The sequence below is a fragment of the Arthrobacter pascens genome, from assembly GCF_030815585.1.
Taxonomy (GTDB): domain Bacteria; phylum Actinomycetota; class Actinomycetes; order Actinomycetales; family Micrococcaceae; genus Arthrobacter; species Arthrobacter pascens_A.
Genome location: NZ_JAUSWY010000001.1, coordinates 3,255,963 through 3,279,016, shown reverse-complemented (window position 1 = coordinate 3,279,016; position 23,054 = coordinate 3,255,963). Strand labels below are relative to the sequence as shown.

Here is a 23,054-nt window from a genome sequence, read left to right as displayed (position 1 = left end):
CCTACTCCTTCGTCTCTCCGGCTTGGTCAAGCAGTTCGGCCAACTCCTGCAGTGTGGTGAGGAGTTCAGCTCGGGTCTTTTCGTACTCTAGTTGGGCTGCGGAGTTGGCGCCGCCACCGAACTTGGTTTCCAAGGCTTGAATTGTGGTTGTGGCGAGGGTGTGCCACTGCAGTACCCGTGCGGCGGCTTCGTCCCAGTCGTCGGTGAGGAAACGTACTTGATCGTCAAGCGAGAGGGCATCCCAGTCGTCGAGTTTGGAGCGTGCCCCCTCGACGCGATTCTGGTCGCCTGGCCTGATCGCCTGGCCTGCCGTAGTGAGGCCATTTTGGTTTATCGCTGCCGGGATTTGTCCGACGGCGGCCCGTTCCGTGACGAGGCTGTCGAGTTGCTTGATGACTTCAGAGAGTTCGCCGCCCAGAGTGCTGAGGTCCGGGACCATCGTGCTTGCTTCATCACGCAAACTGGGCAGCATGCCCTGGTGCATTTTGATCCACTTGACGGTCTCCCCGAGGAGTCCGGTCGCGGCCGGCAGGTCAGTGCCGCTCTCCTTGCCTCGCAACGCCCGAGTCACGCGAGGCAAGTCTAGGGCCTGGGGGACACCAGCACCCTGTGTGAAGGATGCCAGGCGCAGCACACGCAGTTGGAGTTGCTCACGCGAGAGGCGCTGGGAGTCCTGGGAAAGACGCTGCTGCCACGCTCGCAACTTCTGGCGGGGTAGCGAGGGGTTGACTGTCACGGGAGCAAAGAGCGCGCGGGCACGGCTCAGTGAGTCGTCCTTGAACGCCTCAGGGATGCCCAACGCCTTGCTTGCCGCGAGCAACGCATGGGCGGTCACCGCGAGTTCGGTATCATCGCGCTTGTCACGATCCGGCAGGAGGGCGTCGCCGACGGCGGCCGTCCAGGCCGAGAGTTGTTCCTCGACCAGGATTTGGAGTTCTTCACCTTTCTCCACGGCATTCCACTCACCCGTTGAGTCGAACCAGACAAGCGCTCGCAGGGCACGGACAGCGGTGGGATCGGTCCTGTCGATCGTGATGAGTGGCTGGGCCACTAATTGGTCGCCGATCTTAATGGAAGACTGGGCGTTGAAGGCCGTATCCCACGGCTTCTTCGCGTCCGTCCACAAGGGGGAGCCGCCAAGCCCATCATCGAACATGAGTCGCCCGGTGACTGCCCCGTGGACGAGATTGCGCAATCGGTTGCGCACAGTCTGGGTCATCAGGCCTGTTGCGTTCCAGTCATCGAGAATCTGGACGAGTCCGGGTTTGTTCTTCTGCTTCGGCGGCTCCGGAGTCGGGGCTGGGACCGGAGCGGTTGGTGGCATAAGGCCAGGAGTGGGAGCAGGAGCAGTCCCGACACCGATGACGCCCGGGCCTGGCAAGCCTGCTATCGGGGGGATCCCGAACGCTTCGTGGATCGTGGGCAGGAGGTTGCGAGGCCCGGTACCCTCGGGGCCCCAGTAACGCACGAGGTTTATCCGTCGACTGGACATCTCGGGATTGCCTGGTGTTGCCAGTTGGTGTTCGTCTTCCACACTGTCGAGCGAGCCGATGGCTCCGGCTCGGAATTCTGTGTCGAAATCCATGGGCGGGAAAGTTCCAGCGTCGATGTCATCATGGTTTTTGAACAACACTGGGCGCAGGACTCGCGTCAGGAAGTCACGGACGCTGAGGCGTTCCTCGACAACTTTGCTCTTCACGGCTTTATCGAGCACGTGCTTGTTGAATGGGAAGAGGCCGTAACCGTCGACCGCCCCGAATGCCTTATGGCAGGCATCGTTGACCGGGCACTGCTCACATGCGTTGGGAGTCTCCGCCTTGCTTGCGTAGGCCTGTTCCAGGCCTTTGCTGCCGACACGGATCGCATTCAGATAGCGGGCCGCTAGCGCTTGCGTATCAAAGGAGACCTGGGGCTTTGGATCGTCGAGATCGAAGACCTTGTAGACGCGGGTATAGACGGTGTCGGGCATCTGGTTGCGGAAGTAGCCTGTGGTAACTGCCATGACCACGCGCATCGGGCAGATGTCGTTATTCTGGGTTGGGATCAGCGTGATCGCGTCGAGGAGACCGCCCTGGATACCCTGAAAGATCGAGAAATCTTCGATGAGGAGCAGGAGTTCGAGACCCTGCTTCTTGAACTCACCGCGGACCTCCACGAGCAGGTCTTTTAGATCGGCACCGCCGATGCCGAAAACCTGACTGACCGCCGGGCCGAGTTGCTCATTGAGCATCTTGGCCGCCACTTCACGAAGTTCGGGTCCGCTTATCAGGTTAGAGGCAACATCCGTGGCCGCTGCACCGGCCCGACTGACGTCATCAACTGACATGTTGAGATTATCGGCAGTGAAACCGAACGCCTCGTCCTTATCCTCTGCGCCTTTGCCGTTGAGCTTTTCGCGGACGAGTCGGGTGATCGGTCCCTTGTCACTGAGGAGGGCATCGCGAAAAACATCGTCTCCCAGCAGTGCCGGAAGCCCCTCGCGCGATGCGAGGTAGACGCGGAGGTCTTGTTCTTCGGAAGAACCTTCAGTAAGCGAATTCTGCGTCTCGATCAGGAGAGCAAGTTCGCTACGCAGACGTAGTTTGGCTACTTCCTCGTTTGCGAACCCCTCCGCGGCCGTGGCGACTTTGTGACGCAACTCGTTGGCGCGATCACCCGTGGCATACTTGAGGATCTCATCGAGGATGCCACGAAGTGACATCTGGTGCTTAGGCACGAAGATGTCGCGACGTGATTCCTCCGGTGGCAGTTTTGCGCGCAGCCACCGCACGAGGTGCGATTTTCCGGTGCCAGAGCCGCCGATGATCGGCAGGATCGGCTGATCAGCCGGTTGCTCCGCCACAGCCTGAAGAAGTGCTTCTTCGTTCGTTTTGTTGGCGCGCTTCGCGTTAACGACAACATCACGAAGGAATAGGGGGATTGAACTGTGGGTAGCCAGGAAGACGCCGTCTGAGGGTGTCTCCGCTTCGGTGGGGATGATCCTAGTTGCTTCGACTGCTTCCCAGCAGGTGGGGGCAAGAGGGCCTCGCCAACTCATCGCTTCTTGCCGCCTTTCAGTGTGACGTGTGTAGTGCGATTGTGGCTGCTGCGCGACAGGAATACGCCACTGGCGTCGGCCAGATTGTCCAGCGTAAGATGCCCACGAGCCTCGAGGATTCGAAGTACTTGGGCGATGGAGGTGTCGAGGGCATCGCCCTGCACGCCGGGATCCGGATCGACATTGAGCCGTGCCACGAGTCCGTTGCGGATTACTCCACCTGGAAGGACGGGAAGTTTCCGGCAGATGGAGTCGAGGAAATCCTGGATTGGCATGTGTCCATTCGGCAGTTCGGCGACGGCGTCGGCGATGGCGAGCGTGGGGAGCGGCACCAAACCTGAGTTGCCGCTTGCGATCGACGGCACCGCCAATCCAAGCGCCGGGGCCCAGCGCGAAAACGCGTTCCACCGGGTGTCGTTTGCGATCGGCCACTGGTCGTTTTGCGTGGTGCCGAACTGATCGGCTTGCATCTTCTGGACGTTGTCATTCCAGCTGAGGGCTGTGCCGAGTGCGTCTTGCGCAAGGAACCACGACAGCGCGCGAGTCAGGTCGCGAGCGCCGCTGGTGCTGGCCTCCTCATCACCCACAGCCCAGGGGTTGCCGTCCCTGCTGAGGTCAAGGACATGGCTGAGCATCAGGCGCCTGAATTCATCGCGCCCAAACCTGGAGCCACGCATGGTGACACGGTTGGTGACAGTGGTGTTGCCCTGGCCGTTGTTCTCAAGCATGCCGATGGCGCGGAAGGCGCTGAGAGTATTCTTGATGCTTTCGGCGCCTCCGTCGTCGTTCACGCCTGGGGGTTTGAAGGCATCGATGAGCTTTGCTTCATCCCAGTTGCTGCGGTTTTCGATCAGGAAGTTAATGATTGCCCTGCCCAGGCCCGGAAGGACACGAGGGGGGTTCAGTACGGCCATTCAGATTCTCCTCAGGAACTCTTTAAGGTCCCAAACTGGGGTGCGATAGTCCCTGATCTTTTGTCCGGGCTTTACGGGGTCGTTCATGTCCTCAGGTAAGACGACGACACGCAAAGGCCCGGTCGATGGATTGATCCAGGACAGACCGGCGGAGTCTCCCTTGTCGAGCAGGATAAGCGTGGGTACGGCAAAGGCAACCTGCGGGACTCTGCTGCTCACGGTGTCTACCATGACAAATCCTTCGTCGGCTGACTGAGCAGCAGTGGTTGTCACGGCGGAGACGCCTGCGAATGAGGGTGACGCCAGGAGTCCACGGATGCCGTGTGAGACGCAACGACGCACGAGGTTCGGCAGTGCAAGGCGCAGGCTGCCAGGATAGGTGACGATCACGACATTTCCGCCAGCGGAGAGGTCTTTCAGCGTGTTGCTGACTTCCCTGTGGAGGCACGGCATGGCCGCGTCAGCGATCACTGGCATGGCCGCGTCGTAGCGCGGACGACGCTTGTGTTTTTCAGCGGGGCACCCGGAGCACGCTGCGGCTGCCGAGAGCGTCGCGTGCATCGCGCCGACATCACTGAGGGTGTATTCGGAGGCGATCACGCTCGCCCAGCACTCTGACCTCGCCAGCAGTCTGTCGATGCGCGCTCGTGAAGCCTTCTCCGTGGCGCGGATCTCGCCACGGAGTTCACCGAGTCGATTCTCAAATGTGTCTTGATTGAGGTTGACCCCTCCCGCAACGCGTACACGGACCTGCTTGCTGAACGCCTCCCAAACCGCCGATCGCCGACGTTCGAAGTCGGACTCGTCCTCGTCATCACCTTTCACGACGTTGGGTGGGGGAGACGGCTCGACGGAGATGAGCCCTGCCCGCTCCATAAGCGTGAGTGTGTTGCGGTTCCAGAGCCGATTCTTCCCCGACTGGTAGAGAAGGGCCTCTGGCACAACATTCGTGTCGACGACGAGCAGGCCCGGGTCGGTCTCGGCCTTTGTAGATCGAAGGCGCATGGTCTCCCAGCGCGGCCATGCCTTCTTGTCACCGATCAGGGTGCTGCCCTCGATGTGGCGTCCGAGGCTCACATCGCCGGGGGCTGTGAGCCAGACCGCCACGGCAGCGTGCCCGTCGCGCCCTGCACGGCCGACCTCCTGGTAGTAACGGTCGACAGATGCCGGTACGCAGGCGTGAACGACAGTCCGCACGTCACTCTGATCGACTCCGAGGCCGAAAGCGCTCGTGCCGACGACAACGTCGATCTCCGTAGGACCGTGCGACCCCGACCATCCGTTCAGGATACGGAGGCGCTCGGGACCCTGGACGTCACCGTGGAACGCCTCCGTGCGAGCAAACCCGGCGCCGCGAAGTTGGCGGACGAGTTCCTCGGCATCAGCTTTGCGGCTGACGTACACGATGGCCGGCCGCGGCAGATGATGCATCGCCTCCACGACGCGGTTGAGTCGCTCTGCAGGCGACGGGGCTGCGCTCATGAGATAGCGGAGTTCTGTGCGGAGAAATGTGGAACCGATGAAGAGTGACTCGTCAGATCCGCGGAAGAGGGCGTCGTTGAGTTCGAGCCCCTCCTCGGAGAGCGTTGCGGTGAGCAGGGTGACCTGCGGTTCCTTGTGACCTGCGGCTGCTGCGATAGCGCGGACCTCACTGACCAACGCGCCGATCAGTTGGAACTCTGGACGGAAGTCGAGACCCCAAGTACGAACCAAGTGAGCCTCGTCGATCACAATGCTGGTGAGTTTGCCGGTGGCGGCCATCGCATGGAGTGGCACAGTAAGTCCGCTCACCAGCGCTTCAGGTGAGGTGAACAGTACCCGCTGGGTGCCCTCACGAAGACGCTGTCGGATCGCTTCCTTGTCGCCTGCTGGGCGGTCGCCATAGTAAGCAAGTTCAGCAGGAAGATTCATGCCGGGGAACTGCTTGTGGATGGTGCGCTCCTGGTCAAGGGCGAGCGCAATGGTGGGAACTACCACGACCGTGTTGCCACCGGGGCGCAGCATGCCCGGGGCGAGGCCGACGATGGACTTGCCGGTGCCTGTGGGGAGTACTACGTGGAGAGTAGAGGCAGGGTTCGCGAGGGTGGCGGTTCGGATTGCGTTGGCTTGTGTTCGGGAACGGTACTGAGCGAGACCGGGGGCGATTGCTTTGAGTGCGGGATCGATCGGCACGGGGGTGTCCGGGCGTGCATAGGTCGATGCTTCCTCAGTGGAGCCTCCGAGATAGGGCCCGGGGCTGGAGCATGCGACGTCAATCCATCGGGGATCACCTCGCAGCCACTCAGGGGCCCAGGTATCCGTGAGCGTGACGAGGTGCTCGGTCTTGCCGAAACGGGTGCAGTGGACGTTGCTCCGGGCGAGCACGTCCGTGGAGATTGCACGATCGTCCAGTTTGAGCCGAAGTCGGGGGCTTGCAATGGATGCCACGTCTCTCTCATGTCGAAGCACTTGCGAGATGAGCGCGGCAGCGTCCGCGGCGATCTTCCCGCCCGGGTAATCCGAAAGCCATGTATCGAGGAGACGACGGTGCGGTCCCGCGAGCTTGTCCAGTGCTCCGAAGTCCCCGTCTAGGGCATTCTGGAGGGCTTCGAATTGGAGTGTCATGCGTCACCGTCCATGGTCAGTTCCTCACCGGAGACGATCACGATGCCCGTGCCATCGAGACGAAGCGTCGGAGTTGCTATCGCCTTGGTGAGAGCCAGTCCTGCGGCCTCCTCGACAGTGGCCTCGTGCTCGAGGGCCACGCGTTCGCTGCCCGCGGCACGAGTAGCGCGCAACATCAGTTGCTTGACACGCTTCGCGGAGTCGGCCTGGGCCTGCTGGAGAGCCGTCGCGATGGCGTCCTGGACCTCGGCAAGACTCTGAACGAGACTCACCGCAGCAATCTCCGCATCGTGCCACTCCTGGGACCATTGAGCGGCCGGAACGTAGTGGTAGGCGGCCTCGATGCGTGAACGGCTGAGGGAGTAGTCACCACCGGCAGGCTTGTCCTGAGGCTTCCTGTATGGCTCCTGCAGAACTTTTAGGAGGTCGGAGTCGGTCAACTGATGGCCGGAATCATCGACCCACACAGTAACGATCAGTGGCGGAAACAAGCCGTCCGCCCGGTGCGCCAATGTAGCCCGTGCGGTCTCGTTACCGAGGGGTTGGGCCTCAACGGCATAGTCGAAGCGGTACGCGATCCGTTCGCCGTACCCCCAGTCCGGGACCCAGCGCCACATGCCGAAGGCACGCCCGCGGTCATCGTTCCACAGGAAGTCGGAGACCGCGTCGATGAAGGGATCACCATAACGGTAGAGGTGCGTGTCACGATGCTTGATCGCGATGCTGCGGAGATAAGTGCCGCGCAGGTCACGGATCGGGAGGAAATCGCGCTTTAACCGTTCTACAGGGACAAGAGGGATGTGCAATTTGCCGGGAAGGCCCGAGAGGACCTTGTAACCCCCCACGCCGTTTACCGGGTCCCCGACAACATTGAACCGGAGATTGCCCGGCACGGTAGCGAGGAGAGCATGGGTTAGTCCTGCGAACTCGGATTCGCTGGACTCGAACTCTGCCAGTTGGCTATAGACGGAGCCGCGCTCGCTGCTGGACTCGATGCTGTCAAGGGCATCCTGCTCGCGGATCCGACCGATCTCTTCCTCGAGGGACGAACGGACCGATTTGATGATCAGTTCCGTGGCCTTGATGCCTTCGGCGAAGAGTTGCTGCCAGGCGCTTTCAGTCGCGGCTTCGACTGCGAACTGCAGGCTTGCAATCGATGAGTCGAAGACTCCAAAGCCGTCCTTAAGGATGTGGGTCCACGCGGAATCGAATGTCTCAAATGTGCTGGATTCGGTGACCGTCAAGGAGCGCCACTCACCTTGAACATCATGCATCTGCCAGCGGTCACAGCGCCCAATCCGCTGCTCCATGCGGTTGGCATCGGATGGGACTCCGACGTGGACCAGAAGGTTGGCGAACTGGAAGTTGCGGCCCTCCTCCGCTGAAGAATCTGCGATCAAGACCGCCGTATCGCGAGCGGTCTCGAACCGCCGGATCACCGACTCGATGTGCTCCGGAATATCAGTAGCGCGGTGCTCGAGGACGGCATCGGCGGGGAGGAACTCACGGAGTGCGTTGGCGAGTTCGGCCACAAGGCCGCCGCTCGGGCAGAATACGACAATGCGTTCCTTCGCTTTGACCAGATAAGAGAGGGCGTCCGCGATTGGCCGGGCGACCATTTCGCGGCGGTTCGTGAACGCGAGGTCCTGGACTATGCGATCGAGCGCGGTCTGCTCTCCCGGCGTCGACGCCGCACGAGCAGACGCCCACCCGGCGAGCGCCTCGGGGTCGAGCGAGAGGCTGACGGCCTCGGCGAGCGCTCGTGCAGGGGACGGAAGCGTAATTGGGTCTTCCTCGTGGGCGGCGAGGGCTTCCTGGCGCCAAGCCTCCAGTAGTCGAGTCGTCTCGGTGAGCAGGTCTGATTCCAGTGTGAGCGCCTCTGGAGCTCTGCGGCCGGTGACGCGGTACGTGGCTTGCAGGGCTGATGTGCGTCGGGTGCGCAGCATGCGGCGGTGGACGCGGTAGATTTCGGCGACGTGTGTGCGGAGGCTGTCGATCGCGTCCTTGAGGATGTCTGGGTTTTTGGTGTCCAGAGCATCCGATGCTATGGCGAGGAGTTGTTCGACGTCAGTGTCACCGGGGAGTTCGTTGCCTAGTTCAGTGAGGCGCTTGCGGAGGAGTACCGCGGGGCCTTTGGGTTGGAGGCCGAGGAAAATGCGCCCGAGTTCGGCTCGTGCGGCGAGGCGCTTGCGGAAGTCTTCGACTGACACGTCGGCGTAGACGGCAGGGTCGAGGAGTTTCAGCATCTGCAGGAACACCGGTTCGTTATTGAGCGCTGGTGTTGCCGAGAGCATGAGGATCCGTGTTGAGTGGGTCCCGGTCTCTGTCAGTTTGGCGTAGCGCGCGGCAAGATCAGGTTGGTTGCTGTCAGCGAGAGCGGCCAGATTGTGGGCTTCGTCGATGATCAGCAGGTCGGCGGGGGCCCAGGTGCTGGGTTCGTCGTTCCGGGCGAAGCGGATGTTGGCCTGGGTGAAGTCGTTGAGGAAGAACTTGTCGGCGAGTTCTTGCTGCCATTGGCCGATTAGGAATGGCGGCAGGATGAGTTGGACTGAGAGTTCTGGGTGGTCGAGGAGCAACTGACGCAGGATGATGCCGGCCTCGATGGTTTTGCCGAGGCCTACCTCGTCGGCGAGGAGGTAGCGCTGTACAGGATCCTGCAGCACCCGCCACGCGGTTTCGACTTGGTGATCGTGGAGTTCGATTGCACTGGAGAGTGCGCCCTTCATACCGCGGGCGGCGGAGCGTTGCCGCAGGATTGCCTGGAGGAACGGCCGCCGGAGGTCGGCCAACAACGGTGACTCGAGCAGGCCGCCCGCAGCGAAACCAACCGGGTCGGTGAGCGGAGGGTGCCACCTCACAAACAAATCTTCCTCGGGGACGTAGCCTTCCCAATCGTGGGCTCGAATGTAGATGTCCCCGTGTGATGTGGTCTCTATAACGCGCCCCGAACGCCATTTTGCGGCCGAAATCCAGAAGACCCGTGTTTCCGCTTTCAGAGCGAATCGCCGCAGCCCGATGCGCGGGACGGAAAGCCGGGTGCGGGCTTCTGGGGCCTGGCCAGGGGTATCGAAGTACTCTAGGACCAGGTCATCTCCATCCTTGGCTACGAGTTTGCCGGGGCCGAGCGAATTGTTCTCGGAGGTGAGCAGGTCGCCTCGACGGAGACTCCTCGTTTTGCCCCGTCCCCCTGCGGGGTAGAGCGAGGCGGCGGTCTGATTGTTTGCGTTCTCTGCAACCGCATTCTTGGCCGCCGTCTTCTTCGCCGAGCGGTCGGGTATCGAGCCGTCTATATTCAGGCTGCCCTTGCAGTTGGGGTATCTCGTGCAGCCCCAGAACTCGTACCCAGCATTAGATCCGTATCTGGCTGTGCGTAGTGTCAGGGGGCCACCGCAAAGGGGACATCGACCTTCCGCGTCCACCCATTTCTCCCTTGCTATCATGCCCTTCGAGAAAGCTTACATATAGCTTACGAGTTTGCCGGGATGATGCGGGGCCGCGTGACCAGCCTGAGCGGTAGGAAGGGGCAGACCGTCTCGATGGTCATGGCGGAGAGGTTGATCGAGACGGAAGGCAAGGGAACAAGGCGTAAGTCTTGTGGGCCGTCCGGTTCTCCAAGGTTCGCTGTCGAGGACGGCCGCGCAGGTCAGTGAATAGTCGCTGTCAGGACGACCTGGTCACACTTTGAGCGTACTTCCGCCTGCGTGTCTCTAGGTGGTTGTAATGTCTATTGGCGGCGACAGTTCACGTATAGGAGACAGCCATGACCCAGACCGCGCTTCCCGTCGTTAGTGCCCGCACTAGAAGAGACGTTGTAGTGGCGAGCGTAGCGGCAAGTGGCCTGCTAGCCTGCATTCTTGCCGCTAACTTCGTGACTTCACGATATGGCATCGTTCCCGTTGGCTTTGGCTTGATGGCGACCGCCGGAACGTACTTCGCAGGGTTGACATTCGTTCTGCGCGACGCACTGCAGGACGCCGCTGGCAAGGTGTGGACACTAGGTCTAATTGCTGTAGGTGCAGCATTGTCCTTCTTCTTGGCCGACCCGTTCATTGCCCTTGCGTCTGCCGTGGCATTTCTGTCCTCAGAAGTAGCCGACCTCGTCGTTTACACTCCGCTCAGGAAGAGCGGCTATATCCGTGCGGCCGTTGCGTCTAACCTTGTCGGATCGTTCGTTGACACGATTATTTTCCTGACTATTGCAGGCTTCCCGATTCAAGAGGCGCTGGCGGGCCAAATGGTAGGAAAAATGGTTGTAACAGTTGCCGCTGTCGCTTTAGTAGTCGGTTCTCGGATCTGGCGAAAGTCTTGAGTGGGCTGACTGGCAAACAAAGTGGGTGCTCAGTATTAGGCTGCGGGAGTCTCTTCCAATAGCATCCACGTATGGCCAGTCTGCAAAACCTTCCCCCTACTGGTATTGCAGTTGAAGGCCAGTGCGTGCCTCCTCCAAGCCTATGGGTCCCCTCAGCCTACAGATCTGCATCCCGGCGCGGTTCGACATCAGCCGTCTTTGCTGTGGACTCCGAGGAGTCCTTTGTCAGCCCACAGGAGCAACGATTTTTTGACTGGGGCATTGGAATCCTTGAGGACGCGGGCATCGTCGGACTGATGAAACATGAATACCTTTACCGAGCAACAGCTTTGCACGCAGAAATCCATAATGAAGGAGGCTGGGTGTTTTCAGTCTCGCTGACAAGAACCAGCGTTGGCTTTCATCATGGCTCCATCCATGGCCACCCTGAGTCCGGACCCATTCACTATTCGGGTTCCGAAATCGAGACCGGAGGTGAGGACCTCGAAGCCAGTCAGGTACGTAAGGCATATTGCGACTTCCGCAGGCAATCCGCATTATTGCGGGCCTGGAACGCCACTACTCATCTTGCCAGTACTTCCTTCGTCGGTTTGCGGGATTTGCGTCTTCTCGTGAACGACACACAAATAGCCATGGAAGTGGAAACTAGCCTGGGGGAATGCACTGTGACTATCGACAGGACTTCTAAATCGGGCGTCTTCCGATATACGTTGGCCAACGAGGAGCACTCAACGGTCCACACCGCTCGAGTGGCTGACGCTCTCCTATCTGATGCGGCCGAAGATGTTGGGGGCCATCCTGAACCCTCTAGCATCCTTTTCGCGATGATTGGTGCGGCGGTTCTCGCCCAACGGGACACTGCATTGTTCGCTTCTGGGCCCGAGCGGCCACAGAATACAATCCTGGACAGACAGTAAATGGTGGTTCGAGAATTTGAAATCTGTCAATCACAGGGGAAAGCGAAGCAATCCCATCTCACTTCCAGTGCTCGGTGAGGCTCAAGTTGGCATACCAACGCTAGCCCCTGTCTGGCTGGCTCCGAGCACAGGAGCATCGCGTTCAACTTTTACCACAGCGAAAATCAGGCTCTGCTGAGGGAAGGCCCACCCGCGGACGTAACACCGGTGCCAATGCTCTCGCAGCCAGCCTCTGTGCCTCGATCCATTGTGGCGGTCGAAGTGTAGGCAACACGTCTGGGCGAAAGTCGGGGAACACGACCCTTTGCCGGCCGCCTGGCAATTTCGCCATAGACATCTGGGTTGCCTAGGGCGCGCCGAGGAAAAACTCGGCGCGAAAAGACCGGGACTGGATCCCCAACGACATTCCCTTTGGGCAGGGAAAGCCGGGGATAGTCCCACGCCATATGTGGACCATTGGCAGTGGGCTGGCAACCCCATGGCGTACTCTGGCCGTCAATGCGGCAGGGATCGCATTGCTGGTTGCCAGGCCGCGGCCGCGGGTCACGCCGGCGGTCGGGTGGCTGGGCGCCCTCTCCATCTTTGGCATCTCGTGGGAGCGGAGCACGCGGGAGTCGTTCCGGCACCCGGACCGGGAGACCACCCCGCTGATAGCCTCAGGACTGGCACTGTCCATTGCCATGGCGCTGCTCGGTCTCGGACAGAAGCGTCGGTAGCCGGTCTCACCCTTCGGCCTTGGCGCCACCCTGGAGTTTTCAGAAGTGGTGTGCGCAAATGTCAGTACCCGCCTGCATAACCGTTCCTTGTCCATATGCGGGATCCGTATCGCGTCCGGCCCAGACGGCACCGCCTCCAGGGCAGGGCGTCACCTCGAACGCCAGGCCATCACGCTCGGCCCGCAGGTGGCGCCCGTCATCCTCGACCACTTCCCAGCCCGCCTCTGGCAGCGCTGCACGATAGTGCTGCAACACATCGACGTCTTCTGAGATCGCAAACCAGCGGGCACAGCCGCCGACGCCACTGATGCCACCACCGCTGTAAAGGCCGACGTGTTTGATGGAATCGAACGCCTGCTGGGACTCACGGTCTGCGGTGGCCATGGGCTCATCCGTGCCCTCCATCACGCATTGCGGAGCGGAGTCGAACTTCTCGGTCTTCTGTCCCAGTGCCAAAGGGGTGACAGCGAGCATCCCGAGGAGCATGAGAACCGGGATGGCCCCGGCCGTCAGCCGCATCCACAGCCGTGGCGAGAGCACCAGGCCGATCACGGCAACCACAGCGACCAGACCGAGCGCCATTCCGGAGGGACCGGCCGTCAACCCCCAGGCGAGCCCTTCGAACGCGGTATCGGTGACATCGCCGTACACGGCCATGAAGCCCTGGTGGACCAGTACAGCCAGCAGTGCCAGTACCGCCTCGACGGCGAGCAGCACCACAACAGAGACAGCTCGGCCGGTCATGGACATGGCTCATTCTAGTTCCGCCTGACCAGGTGTCCACAGGTGCCGATCGCAGAAGCCCTCACCCCGAGATCGCCGACGCAGCCGGCGAAGCACTCCACGAACAACTTGTCCTGGCTCGCGGGTTTCGTTGGCGATGGCGTGGTCAGACTAATACGCGCGGGCTGGTGACCCCCGGAGAAGGCGATCGTGCTGTGCATGGACGAGAAGTCTCCATCCAGGCTCTGGACGGCACCCAGCCGTCCCTGCCGATGACCAAGGGCCGGGCGGAAACGATAACGCATGACTACAAACGAAACGGCACCACTACCTTGTTCGCGGAACTGAGACACACCACTGGGTGCCTCGCGGGAGGCGAACCGCCAACTCATTAGAAGCCGAACAGTTGAGCTGCCAGCGAGCATATCCCCCACAACCCGGCCGCTAACAGGATGCCCACGTAGGCCAAGACTGCCTCGTATCGCGGAGGTAGCACTTCAACTTCGTCAGGCCCTTCCGTCGCGCTTTCCAATAGCCTGTGAATCCGACTGCAGCGAACAAATGTTTGGTAAGAAACCTAAGAGTGCCACGAAACCTCAGGATCAGCGCAAGAAAGCCTGAGTGTTGACTGAGGATTCGCCCAGCACAGCGGCGGTGGCCCGCAAAGCAAATAGGCTCGTGTTCGACGAGGTTGTGGCGACACCGGGCACATTGGTGAATGTCCGCAATCCGGCCGGATGCCAGAACTAATGGATTAGCCCCCTGACCGACTGGCAGGCCGAAAGAGGCAACTTGCACGAAAAATTGGGGGCATCACTCTTGACCGAAAATAGTCCCTCTCAAGGGATTCCTGAGAGGCCGGCGGTGCCGCGTAACCTTCAAGCAGTTGAGCACCTGCCAACAGTTCCTGTCGCTCGCTAGGCCTCCTCCCTCGAAGATGGGCCTGCAAGCCGTTCGTGGCTCAAACAGTAACAAGCCACAACACGTTACCGAACTCAGCTTGCAATCTGGCTGAAGTCGAAATTTGAACACACTAATAGAAATATGGGGGAACAAAATGTCACATCAACAGGATTACCAGCAGACGGCACCCGGGCAGCCTGGGCAACCACCTCTCGCGCAGCCGGGTTATGGGGCGCCAACGCAGACGTTCCCGCCCCAGCCGACGAAGGCGAAGAAGCAGTTGAACGTCGTCGGGCTCATCGCGCTCGTCACAGCGGCGCTCGGGTTCATCTTCGCCTGCATGCCCGGTGCCCTCATCGTTGGCTGGATACTGCTGCCAATCGCATTCGTTCTGGCTCTCGTTTCACTGTTCCTAAAGGACAAACCCAAAGGGATGGGTATCACTGCCTTGATCCTGTCAATCGTTGGAACAATTGTCGGGGTCGTCGTGTTCTTTGCCGTCGTCGGGTCGTCCATCGACAACGCCCTCGGCAGCGGCGACACCAAAGTCGTAGCACCGTCCGGCGACGCGGGTGCCACTGATGGAGCAGCAGTTCCGGCCGCCGAAGCCGGAACCCGCGAGAACCCACACCCGATTGGCTCGGTCATTGCGTCTGACGACTGGCGTATTGTGGTCAACTCGGTCTCCCTCGCCGCCACGGATGCTGTTGTCGCTGCCAACCAATTCAATGACCCGCCTGCTGAGGGGTCGGAGTACATCCTCGTGAACTACTCCGCTACCTACATCGGCGATGACCCTAACGGGCAGATGCCTGCCTTCGTGTCGGTCGAATACGTGACGGCAGACGGCAGGACTGTGAACGCTTTTGCCAAGTCCGTCACTGAACCGGACCCCATCGACACCACGAGTGCGCTCTACAAGGACGGCACAGCAACAGGCAATGAGGCTTTTGAAGTGCCGACTGCCACGGCTGGCCAAGGTGTCCTCGCCGTCAGGCCGGGCATGTTCGCCGACAAAGTTTTCGTAGCCGTTCAGTAACACTCACAAGGCAAGTGCAAAGCCTCCGGGTGCATCACCCGGGGGCTTTGCCGCGCCGCTCGTGGGGGGCCATGGCCGCCCTGTTTGCGACGGCCAACTCCCGAAGAGGGGATGGAACGATGGCCTACCGCCCGACGCATAGTCCCTGATGACGCAGCCGAGCGTCTATTCAATCGCTTGTGTAATCGCGCGGGCCATCTCACAGACCGACCTCCTACCGAACGAGTGTCTCGTAACCTCTGTGTCTACTAACGCCTGACGGGATAGGAGACATCTCTACTGGGTGTCGGCGAGCCTGGTTGGTCCGTTGACTTCGGCCGTCATGAGGTTCATTCTCGCCTCATGAGAAGGCTCCAACTGGAAACGCGCACCGAGCTGCGGGCTCCGGCTTCAAAGGTCTTCGACTTCGTCGCAGACCACACGAACGCGCCCCGATGGCAAAGCGGCATCGATGAGATACGGCGCATCACGCCGGGTCCTATCGGCGTTGGCACGGAGCATGAATTAACGCGGCGATTCGCAGGGATGAAGGTCGTCGCCCGTAACCGCTTCATCGCCTACGAGCCTGACCGCTTCGTCGCCTTCGAGATTCCCTCGGGCAAGATGACCGGAGTGGCCTCGTATTTGATCGAGCCCACTGGTGCCAACACCTGTCGGCTCATCAGCAACGTGGATTTCCAAGTGGCCGGGCTGGCCCGGTTCGCCATACCCCTTCTGACGCTGATCTTCAAGCGAGACGACGAGAAGGCCCTAGCCACCCTCAAGGTCCTGCTAGAGCGCCCCTGAGCCGTTGATTGATCCGTTGATGAGACCCCCCCGCATTGAAGACTGTTACACAAAGGCCGGAATGCGCACCTCTACACTCTCGGTGCCGCCGGGTGCCAGGTGGGTTCCGGCGTAGCCCGCCAGCCAGCGGACGGGGCGCTCTACCGCGGATGCAACGCGTTCCAGGTACACCTGGACCACTTCGCGGCCTGAACGGCTGCCCGTGTTCCGCACCGGAACATGCACCACAACGTCATTGCCGGCCGGAACCGACTGCGGTGCGTGCGGTGCACTCAGCTCGAAAGTGGTGTAGCCCAGCCCGAAGCCGAACGGAAGAGCGGGCGCGGGGCCTTCTCCTGCCTGCTGCTTGAGCCAGGCCCGGTAGCCCACGTGGATGCCCTCGGAGTACACAACCTTGAAAAATCTTGCAACAAAAGTCGAGTCCGACTAGATTTTTTCGTAATCCGGTTGATGAAACGTTTCATTATGCCGTAGCCTTAATGTGACATGCAGCACGGCGACTGGCGTCACCGGCAGAGCTGCCAATACGACTTCGACTCGTCCAAGGGAAGAAACAATGAACGTTTCAACTGCAGTACCCTCCGTGCGTAAGGCGTGGTGGATAGCCAGCGTTGCTGGCATGGCGTCCTATTTGGACGCTGGAGCTATCGTCACTACAGGCATCGCCCTGGTCCTATTCCAAGAGCCCTTTGGGATTACACCCGGGCAGATCGGCCAGCTCTCGGCGCTACTTACGGTGATGATCGCCGTCGGTGCCCTGATTGGAGGCCGGCTGGGCGACAAGTACGGGCGGCGCCGGGTGTTCTCGGTAACGATGGTCCTCTTCGCCTTGGGTGCGCTGCTGCTGACGCTGGCCCCCGGGGTGGGGATCCTCTACCTAGGGGTGATTCTGATAGGTTTCGCGGCCGGGGCGGACCTGCCGGTGTCGATTGCCATGATTGCCGAGAGCGCCCCGGGGGGCAAGCAAGGCAAGATGGTGGCCTTCTCTCACGTGCTGTGGATGGCCGGGGTGCTGGTAGTCCAGCTGCTGGCCATCTTCGTCGGTGGCATGGGGGTGACCGGTGCGCGGATCCTCTATGGGCACCTATTTGTGCTGGCCGTGGTGGTGCTGATTCTACGGGCGTTCCTGCCGGAATCCCCGGCCTGGGCGAGGGAACAGGCCGCCGTAGTAGCGGGAACAGTCGACCGGGTCGCGCTCAGGGGACTGTTCTCGGCACGTTATCTAGGCCCGCTGGTGGGAACAGGACTGTTCTACGCTTTGGCCAACATTGCCGCAAACACCGGCGGCCAGTTCGGCACCTATCTTTACGTCAACGTCGCCGGCGCTTCGGTTTCCACGGCCGCCACCATCGGCTTCATCGCCTTCACCGCCAGCTTCTTGGCCACCTTCGCGCTGATGCGGGTGGTGGACACTCGGTACCGGATGCCGGTGTTCATCGTCTGCAGCGTGGTGTGCGTGGTGGCCTTGGCCATCCCGTTGGTACTCGGGGTGGCCGTTCCCACCTTGGTCGCCTACGGGGTGCTCTACGGCATCGCCGGCATAATCTGCGGGGAGCCGATGTATAAGGTGTGGTCCCAAGAGCTGTTCCCCACCCAGTACCGCTCCAGTGCACAGGGCATCACCATCGCCTTTACCCGAGTGGTCGCTGCAGTGGCGGCACTGTTCACACCGGCGATCATTGAGTACGGCCCGGAGGTGCTGTTCTACTTCCTGATCGCCACCACCGTCGTAGCCGCCCTGATCGGCATCTTCTGGGTGTCGCGCGTGCCCAAGGTTTTCACAGGCCTGCCCGTCGGGGAGCGAACGGCCGCATCGTTGACCGACTCCGCCGCCTGACGTCTCTTCCGCTCCCACCGTTCCGCACGAAAGGCCCCTGATGTCCGCCACCATCACCCGCGTCCGCTTCGAGCACCATGAAAACGCCCGTTTGGGTATCGAGGAAGCCCGGCCGCGGATTTCCTGGCAGCTCGGCGAGGCGCCGGAGGGCTTCGTGCAGACGGCCGCCCACGTCGAGGTGAGCCTCGGGGTGCCGGGAATGGAGACGGACACGAGCCTGCACGTCCTGCGCGGGGAGGCCCAGGTGCTGGTGCCGTGGCCGGCCCGTCCACTGGTCTCCCGGGAGCGGGCCACGGTCCGGGTCCAGGTTCAGGGCCCGGACGGGTGGGGCCCGTGGAGCGAGCCCGCGTCGGTGGAGGCTGGGCTGCTCGAGCCAGGTGACTGGGTAGCCGGCCTTGTCGGTCCTGCTTGGGACGAGGAACCCGGCACGCTGCGACGGCCGGGCAGGGTCCGCACGGAGTTTGTCCTGCCTCCCGACCTCGTCAGTGCCCGCCTGTATCTGTCCGGCCACGGCTTGGTCGAGGCGGAGATCAACGGTCGCCGCGTCGGTGACGAGGAGTTCACCCCGGGGTGGACCAGCTACTCCCACCGGCTGCGCTACGCTGCCTTCGACGTTACCAACCTCCTTGAAGCCGGGCAGAACGCGATCGGGGTGTGGTTGGCCGACGGCTGGTGGCGCGGGCGGATCGGTTTCGAGGGCGGGGTTTGGGACTACTACGGAACCGACCTCTCGGCTCTGGTCCAGCTGGAGGCCGTCACCGCCGACGGCATCCGTCACACCATCTGCAGTGACAAGAATTGGCAGGCCGGTTTCGGCCCCATCCTCACCGCCAGCCTTTACGACGGGGAGACGTTTGACGCCCGCCTCCACGACCCCGCGTGGTCCCGGCCCGGTTGGGATCTGGACGGCTGGACCCCGGCGCGGACCACCGCGCTGGTCGCCTCCGTGCTCGTGGCGCCAACGGGCCCCCCAGTGCGCTGCATTGAGGAGTTGGTTCCGGTGAGCGTGGAGGACAAGGGAGAGGGACGGTGGTTGTTGGACTTCGGGCAAAACCACTCCGGACGTCTCCGATTGCGCGCCACCGGCCCGGCCGGACATGTCATCACTGTGCGCCACGCCGAGGTGCTCCAAGCTGGGGAGATTTACACCCGAACCTTGCGCGAGGCGGCCGCCACTGACGTCCTAGTTCTCGGCGGGAAGGAGCTGGAGTGGGAGCCACGCTTCACGATCCACGGATACCGCTACGCTGAGGTCTCCGGCTGGCAGGGGGCGTTGGAGCCCGGTGACGTCGTCTCCCGGGTACTCCACAGCGACATGGAACGCACCGGCTGGTTCCGCTGCTCCGATCCGGAACTGGAACGCCTGCACGAGAACGTCCTGTGGTCCCTGCGCTCGAACTTCGTGGATATTCCCACCGACTGCCCCCAGCGCGACGAGCGGTTGGGCTGGACCGGGGACATTCAAGTGTTCACCGCTACCGCGGCCTTTCTCTACAATGTCACCGGCATGCTCTCTTCCTGGCTGCGAGACCTCGCCTTACAACAGCAGAAGATCGGCACCGTGCCCTTCTACGTCCCCTGGATTCCCCTAGGGGGATGGGCTCAACTGCCACCTGATCCGGTGGCAGTGTGGGACGACGTCGCGGTGCTCACTCCCGACGTCCTGTACCAGCGCACGGGGGACCTCCAGCTACTACACCGCCAATACCCCAGTGCTCGCTCCTACGTCGAGCAGGTCGCAGCCAAGGCTGGACCGACTCTGCTCTGCGAGGGTTGGACCCAGCTGGGCGACTGGCTGGATCCGGCCGCTCCGCCGGAGAGCCCGTTTGAGGCGACCACCGAGCCTGGCTTGGTGGCCACTGCATACTTCGCCTACTCCGCCCGCCGCCTTGCTGCGGTCGCCTCCCTGCTGGGAGAGGATGACGATGCGGCCCGATACACCGACCTCGCCGAAAAGGTGGTGGCCGCTTTCGTCACCCGCTACCTCACCGACGAGGGCCGGGCGACCAGTGACACCCAGACCGCGTATGCCCTGATCTCGGCCTTTGATCTCTATCCCAATATGCAGTCAAGGCAGGCCGGCGCTGACCGCCTGGCTCAGCTCGTGCGCGAGGCGGGCGGGCGGATCTCCACCGGATTCGCCGGCACTCCCGTCGTCACCGATGCCCTCACCCGCGACGGCCACCTGACCGAGGCTTATCTCATGGTCCAAGCTACCGGCTACCCGTCATGGCTCTACTCCATCACCATGGGAGCGACCACTATCTGGGAACGCTGGGACTCCATGCTGGCCGATGGCACCGTTAACCCCGGAGACATGACCTCCTTCAACCACTATGCTCTGGGCGCGGTTGCTGACTGGATGCACCGGGTGGTCGCAGGCTTGGAGGCCGCGGACACCGCATACCGCCGCATCCGCTTCGCCCCCCGGCCAGGCGGGACGTTGACCAGCGCCGGAGCCACCCACCGGACGCCTTACGGAGTGGCCCGCATCGACTGGACGCTAGAGGACGGCGCGCTGCGCACCACTGTGGTCGTACCCGTCGGAGCCCGCGGGATCGTCGAACTGCCCGGGGCGGAGCCAGTGGAGGTCGGCCACGGTATCCACGAGTTCGCCCAGGAGTACGTCCCCTGACAGGTCTTCCCGCCCCACTGCCTGTCGAAGTTGCCGCAGCATCTCGCGAGCCGGCAGCAGAGTGATCAGTTCGTACCACCACACCATCCCGAAAACCCAATTTGGAGGAATCCATGACCGTCATCATCGCCCGCACCGGCACCCCGAAGGTGAGGCCGCCCTCACCGCTGCCGTCGCCGAGGCCCAGAAGCGGACAGAGAACCTGCTGGTCTTCAATCTCGAGGGCGCCCAACTCGACCCTGAAGGCGACCACCTCGACGGGGTGCCGGTCACGTTCCGCACTCCCGATGTCCGACACCGCGATGCCGTCAGCGAACTCCTGGACGCCTCCGAGCCAACTGAATGCCTCGGTCATCGTCGTAGGCGTCAAGCGGCGCAGCCCGGTAGGCAAACTGCTGCTGGGTTCCGCCGCTCAGCAGATCCTCCTGGAGGCAAACATTCCTGTCATTGCGGTCAAGCCCCGCGGGACTGAAGCAGGCTGAGGGCGGTGGTGGCAACATCCGCTGATCTTTGGTGATGCGCGTGCTCTCATCGTTCAATAATCCACTGCGTCGTGGACCTGGGGACGATGCCAGGGGTGTCAAAGGCGCCCACCGGTTGCAGCAAGATGTTCGTGCCGGACAATAAAGTTCGACAAGCAGTCCGCTGAGGTCTAATATCTGGAAACCTCCTCGTTATCATTTGGATGGCTCTCGGTAATGCAGCTCTTATTAATGCTCGTTATCACAAATGGCTGCTCCTGCGATGAGGGGGATCCTTCGTAGGAAAGAACAGTGCAGATGTCCGTACCGCCGTATTTCCTTAAAGCCGTGACATCCGTATTCCTTGCCTCAATGGCTCTATCTCTAGCCTCTGCTGTTGCTCATGCCGATCTTGCAACTAGTCCGCCATCTGCCACTTTTCCTTCTCCTTCGCCCTCTGCTCTACCCGGAGGAGAGCAAAGGTACATCGTAAAATATGGAAATGATGTGAATGCAGAAGCGGAGTCTACGTCCCTGCAGCAACAAGGGATTGAAGTTAAGGCGACTCTTTCCCATGCAATGAAAGCTTCAGTAGTTGTAGCGACACCGAAGGAAATGGAGTCGCTGAAAAGATCAGAAGACGTGGCCTCAGTTGAACCTGACACTCCCGTTTCCATCTCTGGAGCCACGTCTATTTGGGGGCTTGACCGAGTAGATCAGCGATCAGGAAGGGACGGGCAGTACAGCATTGGTGATGAAGGTGCTGGGGTCAATATCTACATTGTTGACACTGGGCTACATGTTTCCCACACAGAATTTTCCGGGAGAGTTCCTGCTGTCTGGTGGGGAGTCCATGATGGTAATGGAATCCATGACTGTAATGGTCATGGGACGCACGTCGCTGGAACCGCCGCCGGAACAACATACGGCGTTGCCAAGAAAGCTAAAGTCATCCCCATCCGAGCGCTTGCGTGTGATGGAAGCGGTTGGGCTTCAACGATCATGGCAGGGATTGACTGGTCAGTTCAGCACCATGTTGCTGGTCAGCCGGCAGTACTAAACCTGAGTATTGGCGGTTTCACTAATGCTTCATTTGACGAAGTCGTTCAAAGCGCTGCTAACGACGGGATGACAGTAGTCGCATCAGCCGGCAACTCCGGCGCTGATGCCTGTGCTGCTTCTCCTGCTCGTGTTCCGTCTGCCATTACTGTTGCAGCAACGGATATTAACGACGTTCAAGCTTCTTGGTCTAACTACGGCTCTTGCGTTGATATTCAAGCGCCGGGAGTGTCCATCAGGTCTGCTTGGAGCAACGCTCCTACCGGCTACAACACTCTGGACGGTACTTCAATGGCTGCTCCTCACGTTTCTGGTGCGGCTGCAATCCTGCTTTCCCGTGACCCTTCGTTATCCCCGGCACAAGTTCACCAATCGATGACAAATAGCGCGATGACGGGTGTCATCAGTGCCAGCAAGGGCGCAACCCCGAACAGGTTGCTGTTCATTCCCGCGCCTAATCCGGCTCCTCCCTCCTGCTCGAATCTCCAACCTGGTGATGCATGGGCCGGGGTAGGCACGCATTGTGGGTTGCAGGGATCAGCAGGTTCTACCCTGTCTACTGCTGAAGCTCCCCCTGTAACTGCTGTTGAAGTTCCCGCTCCCGTTATTACGGCCAATGCTGCGCCCGCACCTGCTACTGCGGCCCCAACTCCAGAGCCTGCACAAGCCGCTCCCGCACCACCGGCTCCCGAACGGGCTGATGCTCCCTCCCAGCAGACTGCAGCCGCTTTGCCCCAAAATATCCCTGCTGCGGCCAATGCGGCGCAGGAAGTGGCGAAGGCTGAACCTGGAGTGATTTCACCTGAGCCGGTGGTGGATGAAGTCACTAAACGCCCTGAAACGACATTCTCGGAAACAGCAGCGTCATCAGCGACAGCGAACTCTACCTCTACTCCATTACCAAGTAGCGGTGCCACAATTGCCCCTGTTGCGGACACATTCGAAGATGCTGCGGAGGATAAGGTGCTCGCTGCAGCGAACAACTCTGTTTGGGTAACCACGATCGGATTAGTCCTTGGTGGAGTGGTTGTCGCCTATGCAATCAGGAGATTGAAACGGAGCGGCTGGCGCTCGCCGTCCTACGTTCGCCTCAACTGATGTGGAGGATCGCAAG

The 23,054-nt window shown here is 61.2% G+C and carries 13 protein-coding genes and 3 pseudogenes; 10 read left to right on the top strand and 6 right to left on the bottom strand.

From position 1 onward, the window contains the following. Nucleotide 1: 1 nt before the first annotated feature. The 4 genes from dpdH to dpdE are packed head-to-tail and all read right to left on the bottom strand — an operon-like array spanning nucleotide 2 to nucleotide 9,995. Complete coding sequence (gene dpdH / locus QFZ30_RS15115) at nucleotides 2-3,037, bottom strand: protein DpdH (RefSeq protein WP_307077550.1); 3,036 nt, start codon at nucleotides 3,035-3,037, stop codon at nucleotides 2-4. Then, a complete protein-coding gene (gene dpdG, locus QFZ30_RS15110; protein ID WP_307077548.1) occupies nucleotides 3,034-3,951 on the bottom strand; it encodes a protein DpdG in 918 nt (305 codons plus the stop codon). The genes dpdH and dpdG overlap by 4 nt, the downstream gene beginning before the upstream one ends. Next, nucleotides 3,952-6,555, bottom strand: a complete 2,604-nt coding sequence (gene dpdF / locus QFZ30_RS15105) for a protein DpdF (protein ID WP_307077546.1) — start codon at nucleotides 6,553-6,555, stop codon at nucleotides 3,952-3,954. Next, a complete protein-coding gene (dpdE, locus tag QFZ30_RS15100) occupies nucleotides 6,552-9,995 on the bottom strand; it encodes a protein DpdE (protein ID WP_307077544.1) in 3,444 nt (1,147 codons plus the stop codon). Before dpdE ends, dpdF begins: the two co-directional genes overlap by 4 nt. Nucleotides 9,996-10,315: 320 nt before the next feature. On the opposite strand from dpdE, the gene QFZ30_RS15095 reads away from it, so the two are divergent. The 3 genes from QFZ30_RS15095 to QFZ30_RS15085 all read left to right on the top strand — a co-directional run bounded on the left by QFZ30_RS15095 (nucleotide 10,316) and on the right by QFZ30_RS15085 (nucleotide 12,497). Further along, nucleotides 10,316-10,864, top strand: coding sequence for a VUT family protein (locus QFZ30_RS15095; RefSeq protein ID WP_307077542.1), 549 nt, complete (start codon nucleotides 10,316-10,318; stop codon nucleotides 10,862-10,864). A gap of 71 nt (nucleotides 10,865-10,935) precedes the next feature. Then, nucleotides 10,936-11,781 carry a hypothetical protein gene (locus QFZ30_RS15090; protein WP_307077540.1) on the top strand — a complete coding sequence of 282 codons (846 nt, stop codon included), beginning with the start codon at nucleotides 10,936-10,938 and terminating at the stop codon, nucleotides 11,779-11,781. Nucleotides 11,782-12,227: 446 nt separating this feature from the next. Further along, nucleotides 12,228-12,497 carry a hypothetical protein gene (locus QFZ30_RS15085; protein WP_307077539.1) on the top strand — a complete coding sequence of 90 codons (270 nt, stop codon included), beginning with the start codon at nucleotides 12,228-12,230 and terminating at the stop codon, nucleotides 12,495-12,497. Between the two features lie 39 nt (nucleotides 12,498-12,536). On the opposite strand, the gene QFZ30_RS15080 is transcribed toward QFZ30_RS15085, so the two are convergent. After that, entirely contained in the window at nucleotides 12,537-13,241 is a 705-nt protein-coding gene (locus QFZ30_RS15080; RefSeq protein ID WP_307077537.1) for a hypothetical protein, read from the bottom strand. Nucleotides 13,242-13,412: 171 nt separating this feature from the next. Here QFZ30_RS15080 and QFZ30_RS15075 point away from each other — a divergent pair. The 3 genes and pseudogenes from QFZ30_RS15075 to QFZ30_RS15065 form a co-directional block, all read left to right on the top strand. Continuing rightward, nucleotides 13,413-13,612 (top strand): annotated as a pseudogene (locus QFZ30_RS15075) (IS630 family transposase); the annotation flags it as partial. 665 nt (nucleotides 13,613-14,277) lie between these two features. Beyond that, nucleotides 14,278-15,162, top strand: a complete 885-nt coding sequence (locus QFZ30_RS15070) for a hypothetical protein (protein WP_307077535.1) — start codon at nucleotides 14,278-14,280, stop codon at nucleotides 15,160-15,162. Between the two features lie 342 nt (nucleotides 15,163-15,504). After that, a complete protein-coding gene (locus QFZ30_RS15065) occupies nucleotides 15,505-15,948 on the top strand; it encodes an SRPBCC family protein (protein WP_307077533.1) in 444 nt (147 codons plus the stop codon). Between the two features lie 54 nt (nucleotides 15,949-16,002). On the opposite strand, the pseudogene QFZ30_RS15060 reads toward QFZ30_RS15065, so the two are convergent. Next, a pseudogene (locus QFZ30_RS15060) lies at nucleotides 16,003-16,344 on the bottom strand (fibronectin type III-like domain-contianing protein); the annotation flags it as partial. A gap of 160 nt (nucleotides 16,345-16,504) precedes the next feature. Between QFZ30_RS15060 and QFZ30_RS15055 the strand changes: the two are divergent. From QFZ30_RS15055 to QFZ30_RS15040, 4 genes and pseudogenes are all read left to right on the top strand, one after another. Continuing rightward, nucleotides 16,505-17,785: an MFS transporter gene (locus tag QFZ30_RS15055; protein ID WP_307077530.1), complete on the top strand. Its 1,281-nt coding sequence runs from the start codon at nucleotides 16,505-16,507 to the stop codon at nucleotides 17,783-17,785. Between the two features lie 40 nt (nucleotides 17,786-17,825). Then, nucleotides 17,826-20,420 (top strand): alpha-L-rhamnosidase, encoded by a 2,595-nt coding sequence (locus QFZ30_RS15050; RefSeq protein WP_307077529.1) that lies wholly within the window; start codon nucleotides 17,826-17,828, stop codon nucleotides 20,418-20,420. Nucleotides 20,421-20,533: 113 nt separating this feature from the next. Beyond that, nucleotides 20,534-20,902: pseudogene (locus tag QFZ30_RS22060) on the top strand (universal stress protein). Between the two features lie 486 nt (nucleotides 20,903-21,388). After that, nucleotides 21,389-23,038: a S8 family peptidase gene (locus tag QFZ30_RS15040; protein ID WP_307077527.1), complete on the top strand. Its 1,650-nt coding sequence runs from the start codon at nucleotides 21,389-21,391 to the stop codon at nucleotides 23,036-23,038. Nucleotides 23,039-23,054: the final 16 nt, after the last annotated feature.

What these genes read in the sequence shown, in the direction of transcription:
- dpdH (WP_307077550.1), bottom strand. Translation starts at nt 3,037, where the DNA reads ATGAGTTGGCGAGGCCCTCTTGCCCCCACCTGCTGGGAAGCAGTCGAA.
- dpdG (WP_307077548.1), bottom strand. Translation starts at nt 3,951, where the DNA reads ATGGCCGTACTGAACCCCCCTCGTGTCCTTCCGGGCCTGGGCAGGGCA.
- dpdF (WP_307077546.1), bottom strand. Translation starts at nt 6,555, where the DNA reads ATGACACTCCAATTCGAAGCCCTCCAGAATGCCCTAGACGGGGACTTC.
- dpdE (WP_307077544.1), bottom strand. Translation starts at nt 9,995, where the DNA reads ATGATAGCAAGGGAGAAATGGGTGGACGCGGAAGGTCGATGTCCCCTT.
- QFZ30_RS15095 (WP_307077542.1), top strand. Translation starts at nt 10,316, where the DNA reads ATGACCCAGACCGCGCTTCCCGTCGTTAGTGCCCGCACTAGAAGAGAC.
- QFZ30_RS15090 (WP_307077540.1), top strand. Translation starts at nt 10,936, where the DNA reads ATGGCCAGTCTGCAAAACCTTCCCCCTACTGGTATTGCAGTTGAAGGC.
- QFZ30_RS15085 (WP_307077539.1), top strand. Translation starts at nt 12,228, where the DNA reads ATGTGGACCATTGGCAGTGGGCTGGCAACCCCATGGCGTACTCTGGCC.
- QFZ30_RS15080 (WP_307077537.1), bottom strand. Translation starts at nt 13,241, where the DNA reads ATGACCGGCCGAGCTGTCTCTGTTGTGGTGCTGCTCGCCGTCGAGGCG.
- QFZ30_RS15070 (WP_307077535.1), top strand. Translation starts at nt 14,278, where the DNA reads ATGTCACATCAACAGGATTACCAGCAGACGGCACCCGGGCAGCCTGGG.
- QFZ30_RS15065 (WP_307077533.1), top strand. Translation starts at nt 15,505, where the DNA reads ATGAGAAGGCTCCAACTGGAAACGCGCACCGAGCTGCGGGCTCCGGCT.
- QFZ30_RS15055 (WP_307077530.1), top strand. Translation starts at nt 16,505, where the DNA reads ATGAACGTTTCAACTGCAGTACCCTCCGTGCGTAAGGCGTGGTGGATA.
- QFZ30_RS15050 (WP_307077529.1), top strand. Translation starts at nt 17,826, where the DNA reads ATGTCCGCCACCATCACCCGCGTCCGCTTCGAGCACCATGAAAACGCC.